This window comes from Streptococcus sp. 3.1 (assembly GCF_016648915.1).
Lineage (GTDB): Bacteria > Bacillota > Bacilli > Lactobacillales > Streptococcaceae > Streptococcus > Streptococcus salivarius_E.
Genome location: NZ_JACLQV010000040.1, coordinates 1 through 4811, shown reverse-complemented (window position 1 = coordinate 4811; position 4811 = coordinate 1). Strand labels below are relative to the sequence as shown.

Here is a 4811-nt window from a genome sequence, read left to right as displayed (position 1 = left end):
TCTTCATAAGTCAATTTCATAATAAAAACACCCCAAAAGTTAGATTTTTTCTGTCTAACTTTTGGGGTGCAGTTCAATTAAAGCCTTTTTGTTATATCCTGATTTATTAAGTAACACTACTTAAATTGACTAGGAGTCCCTGTATAACCTGCCCAATCCTTACTATAAAAGCGGTCGTTCAAGTTATAGCTAGGTGCAGGTGTTGGATTACTTACAAATGGATCAACAGCCTTGTCAAAGGCTACCCACCCTTTCCATCCCATATGAATGGTATCTTGCATAAAGTAAGGTTGATCTCCATCTTTTGAGAAGTCTGCAATATTGGTAAAGCCTTGACTTTCCAATTGATAACGGATTTTAGAAACCGTAGCATCATACATTTCTTGACTAAGTCCTGTATAAGCCATCCACTTGCTATTAACAGGTGGGATGACAAAAATGACATTAGTATTTGACTTAGCAAATTGATTTAGTACCAACTGTAGGTCACCGTATTCTTGTGAAACTTCATAAGAAAGATTTTTCTGGAAACCTTTAAGTTTACCAATCTTCTTAGACAAACGTTTCTTATAGAAACGGTCATCGATACCAAAGTCGTTTGACTTGGTATGGGCTTCTGCATCTCTTACGGCAACCTGGTCAAGTGCCTCGTAAGAGAGGTTGTCTGGCAACTCTTTAAGATAAGGAAGAACCTTCTTGTCGTAATTTGCATTATTTGATGCTGCAAAAGGACTGAACAAGGCATCTTCTCGCTTATTAAGCTCTGCCATAAATTGAATATAAGTCTTATCAAGAGAATTTAAATCTTGCCCATTAGCTACTTTAGAAAGTTGAGATTTCATAGTAATCTCAGGTTTCATCTCTAAGATGCGCTGAGCTGCATACTGAGAATTTGCATCCGTCTGATTTTGACTTAAGAAACTACTAAGTTGGTCGTTATTGTAGAACTGCTGGAAAGCCGCAGAATTGTAACCTTTTTTAGTAAACCACTGTGGTGACAAGACATAGACTGCTGTCCCATTTTTCAATTCGGAAAGCATTTGTTGCATTCCCAAATATTGGTTTAGAGAGGCAGCCCCACGTTGTCCAATAAAATATGGGCGATAGTTACGGTCGTATTTTTCAGCTAAAACAGCTGGATGAAGGGCATCAAAACGCAACCACTCACTAGACCCAAAGAAAGGGACAAATCGATGATTCTTATCAGAAAGAGCTGTCGTCTTATTAATACGGCTCTTAAAGTTCTCAGTTGTCAAGGTTACTGCGTTACGTTTTTCAACCTCATAATTATGTTTTCTGCCTTGAGGGTAGGAAAAAATAACTACTACTACCAAGACTAAGGCACAGATTATAGGGCCAAAAATTTGCCATAAACGCTTAAGCATTGCGAAGCTCCGTTACCCCTTCAACAATCTTATTAGCTGTGTTCCAGTCATCACGACCAAATTCTGAAACTGGCACACGAATATCGAAACGTGATTCCAATTCAACGATAAGCTCAACTGTTCCCATTGAATCGAGAACACCAGCATCGAAAAGGTCTTCATCCATCATGTCTGAAACATCTTCCATGAAGAGTTCATCAATAATTTCAATAACTTCTGATTTTACATCCATTTTTATAATTCCTTTACTTATTTTTTAGTGAACCAGAGGTCATTCAAGAATCCAGAGAAAATCAAGAATGACAACATAACAGTGTTAAATGTAATAAAGATTCCCAAAGCCTTCGTCCATTTATTTTCAGGAAGTGGCTCAAGACCAGCTTTCTTACGCTCTTTATTAATGGTCTTCTTCTTACGTAACCAGGCATCATTGATTCCTAGACCAATACCATGGAAAATACCATAAGCAATGTAGTACCAAGTAACTCCATGCCAGAATCCCATAACCATCATATTAATGACATAGGCCACATTTGATGTCGTGTTACGGTTTTTGAAAACCTTGTTTCGCATCAAAACCATAACCAAACGCATAAAGACAAAGTCACGGAACCAGAAAGACAAGCTCATATGCCAACGATTCCAAAATTCTTTCAAGTCTCGTGAGATGAAAGGTTTGTCAAAGTTGATTGGGCTCTTAATCCCCATAAGGTTTGATGCTGCCAAGGCAAACATCGAGTAACCCGCAAAGTCAAAGAAGAGATCAAAACCGAAAACATACATGACACCAAGTGTTGGTAAATTAAAGATACCACCCTGAGCCAAAGCTTGCGCTTTCAGTGAAGGCAAGAGCATACTTCCGAAGATCTGAGCTAAAACAAACTTATAGAGGAAACCAAGCATGATATATTTTACAGCTTGCTCCAACATATTCATCAGCTCGTCTCGCTCAGGAATCGCTTGGTAATCTTCGTTAAAGCGTTTGAAGCGATCAATAGGACCACTCGTAAAGGTTGGCATAAAGAGCATGAATCGGAGGAATTCTCCAATTGTAAACTCTTTTAAGACACCATCTCGCATCTCGATAATCATACCAACCGATCGGAAGGTCAAGTAAGAAATGCCAAGAAAGTTTAAGACTGACTGAGTACCATTTATCGCAGGCTCTACCTTAACAAAAATCAAGGGAAGGACTACAAGAAATGAGTGTAAATAGAAAACCCATTTATTGTCCTTTTTACTGCGGTAATGTTTGTAGGAATAAACCCAGATGATTTGCCAAACAATATAGAAGAGTAAGGCTAGTAATTGGCTAGCATGTGTTCCTGTCAGAGCGAGAACAATAAAGGCTAGACTTACCAAACACTCATAAATCGCAAAACGCTTTTTAAAGAAGAGACCCACAAAGATTGGCAATAGAGCTAATCCAAGATAGATAAAATAGAAGGGATTACCGTAGGCTTCTAAATGGGGGAGCTGTTTCAAGAAGTCAATCATCGGTTGTTAACCTCACTGATAAGACCCTTGATATCGATTTTCCCATTTGGTGTTAAAGGCAAGCTCTCACGATAGAGGAACTTAGTAGGCATCATGTAAGACATCATGATATCTTCTAAGTCAGCCTTAATCGCCTTGGTGATATCAATTTCACGTTCAAACTGCTCACGAACACCATCCTTAAGAATCACATAAGCCAAGAGGTTCTGAACCTTATGGTCTTTATTGTAACGTGGCACAGCTACTGCTGAATCAATATACTTAGACTTATTAAGGTTTTGTGAAACATCCTCTAACTCAATACGGAAACCATTAAATTTAATCTGGAAGTCCATACGACCACCGTAAAGAAGGAGACCTTCATCAGTCATCGTTCCTACATCACCAGTATGGTAAGCAGGAAGGCCATTAAACTCGAAGAAGGCTTCCGCAGTCTTTTCAGGATTGTTCATATATCCTTTTGAAACTGCTGGTCCTGAGACGATGATTTCACCTTGTTGACCATTTGGAAGGATATTGCCATCCTCATCGATAATATAAGTCGGTGAATCTTCCTTGGTATAACCAATCGGCAAACGCTTAAGGTTAGCCAGCATCTCATCAGTTACTGCTACTGCTGATAAGGCTACAGTTGCTTCCGTTGGGCCGTAAGCATTGATAATACGTGCTTCTGGGAAACGTTGGCGAAGCTTTTGAGCAGTTTTGACAGTCAACTCTTCTCCGTCAAAATAGAAATGCGTAATTTCTGGCATCTTCTCTGCATTGAAGTCTTCAGACAACATTGCCATATCTGCAAAAGATGGTGTTGATGTCCAAATAGCAATTGGAAGTGAGAAGATCGTTTCAAAGAGCTTCTTGAAGTCCTGTGTAATGGCTGAAGGAAGCGCATAGAGTGTTCCTCCAAGTGCCAATGTAGGTGCCCAGTACATTACTGATAAGTCAAATGAATAAGGCGGTTGAGCCAGCATTTGTGGACGTGTTGGAGTCGCAAATTCCTTGTCCGTAATCATCCAGTTAGTGAAACTAAGGAGATTATTGTGTGAAATTTGTACCCCTTTAGGCTTACCTGTAGTTCCTGATGTGAAGATGATGTAATAAGTATCATCCCCCTTAACAGGATGAGTCACTTCGTAGCTAGTCTTGCTTTCAAAAGCTGTTGTCACTTGGTCCAATGTTAGAATTGGAGCTTGGACATCCTCAAGTGGGAAGTCATTGATAGCAATAATCAGACTAGGCTCTGCTACTTCAACAATTGCCGTCACGCGTTCAAGAGCTGAGTGACTGTCAATTGGAATATAAGCGTGACCAGATTTAGTCAAAGCGACAAAAGTTGCCAACATTTCATACTCTTGCCCGCCATAAACCACAACAGGTGATTTTTCTGGAATATCAAGACTATCAATCTTAGCAGCTAGGCTATCCGAATCAGCTTTTAAGTCACCGTAAGTGTGAACTTCCCCTAAAATATTGTAAACAGGAAAGTCAGGTTGTGATTGGGCAAACTGCTCAATCGTTTCGATCATATCTTTAATTTTTGTATTCGTCATTATTCTTCCTAAAATTCGTTATAGATAAAATTACCTTGACCTTGTCCTAGGTAATTGTAGAGATAAATTAGGGCCATAAAAATGGCGAAATAAAGCAAGGTTTGTCCTAAAAATACCAGGACGTTTTTATGTTTTAACATTCTAATTTTCGATACCTTTTTTTATATAATATCCTCTTTAGTTTACCATCTTATCAGTATTTTTTCCAATAAAAAAGAAAAAATAACTAAATTTCATTTCTTTTTCATTAATAAGCTTCCGTGATAAATGATTGGCTAAAATCATAGTCAAAACCACCCGTGAGAATGATATGATACCTCTTAAGTAGACAAGGTAAATACCTAAAATCTACTTAAGAGGTATTTTTATGTCTAGAAGAGAA

The 4811-nt window shown here is 38.5% G+C and carries 5 protein-coding genes; all 5 read right to left on the bottom strand.

Annotated features, from left to right (window positions below; genetic code table 11):
* Positions 1-116 precede the first annotated feature (116 nt).
* From dltD to H7U02_RS11280, 5 genes are read right to left on the bottom strand one after another with little or no spacing between them, the layout of a single operon-like run.
* A complete protein-coding gene (gene dltD, locus H7U02_RS11300) occupies positions 117-1385 on the bottom strand; it encodes a D-alanyl-lipoteichoic acid biosynthesis protein DltD (protein ID WP_201043391.1) in 1269 nt (422 codons plus the stop codon).
* Entirely contained in the window at positions 1378-1617 is a 240-nt protein-coding gene (gene dltC, locus H7U02_RS11295; RefSeq protein ID WP_002891149.1) for a D-alanine--poly(phosphoribitol) ligase subunit DltC, read from the bottom strand. The genes dltD and dltC overlap by 8 nt, the downstream gene beginning before the upstream one ends.
* Positions 1618-1634: 17 nt before the next feature.
* Positions 1635-2882, bottom strand: a complete 1248-nt coding sequence (gene dltB / locus H7U02_RS11290) for a D-alanyl-lipoteichoic acid biosynthesis protein DltB (RefSeq protein WP_201043389.1) — start codon at positions 2880-2882, stop codon at positions 1635-1637.
* Entirely contained in the window at positions 2879-4429 is a 1551-nt protein-coding gene (gene dltA / locus H7U02_RS11285) for a D-alanine--poly(phosphoribitol) ligase subunit DltA (RefSeq protein WP_201043387.1), read from the bottom strand. The genes dltB and dltA overlap by 4 nt, the downstream gene beginning before the upstream one ends.
* An 8-nt stretch (positions 4430-4437) precedes the next feature.
* A complete protein-coding gene (locus H7U02_RS11280; RefSeq protein ID WP_002885174.1) occupies positions 4438-4569 on the bottom strand; it encodes a teichoic acid D-Ala incorporation-associated protein DltX in 132 nt (43 codons plus the stop codon).
* Positions 4570-4811 lie beyond the last annotated feature (242 nt).

What these genes read in the sequence shown, in the direction of transcription:
- dltC (WP_002891149.1), bottom strand. Translation starts at nt 1,617, where the DNA reads ATGGATGTAAAATCAGAAGTTATTGAAATTATTGATGAACTCTTCATG.
- dltD (WP_201043391.1), bottom strand. Translation starts at nt 1,385, where the DNA reads ATGCTTAAGCGTTTATGGCAAATTTTTGGCCCTATAATCTGTGCCTTA.
- H7U02_RS11280 (WP_002885174.1), bottom strand. Translation starts at nt 4,569, where the DNA reads ATGTTAAAACATAAAAACGTCCTGGTATTTTTAGGACAAACCTTGCTT.
- dltA (WP_201043387.1), bottom strand. Translation starts at nt 4,429, where the DNA reads ATGACGAATACAAAAATTAAAGATATGATCGAAACGATTGAGCAGTTT.
- dltB (WP_201043389.1), bottom strand. Translation starts at nt 2,882, where the DNA reads ATGATTGACTTCTTGAAACAGCTCCCCCATTTAGAAGCCTACGGTAAT.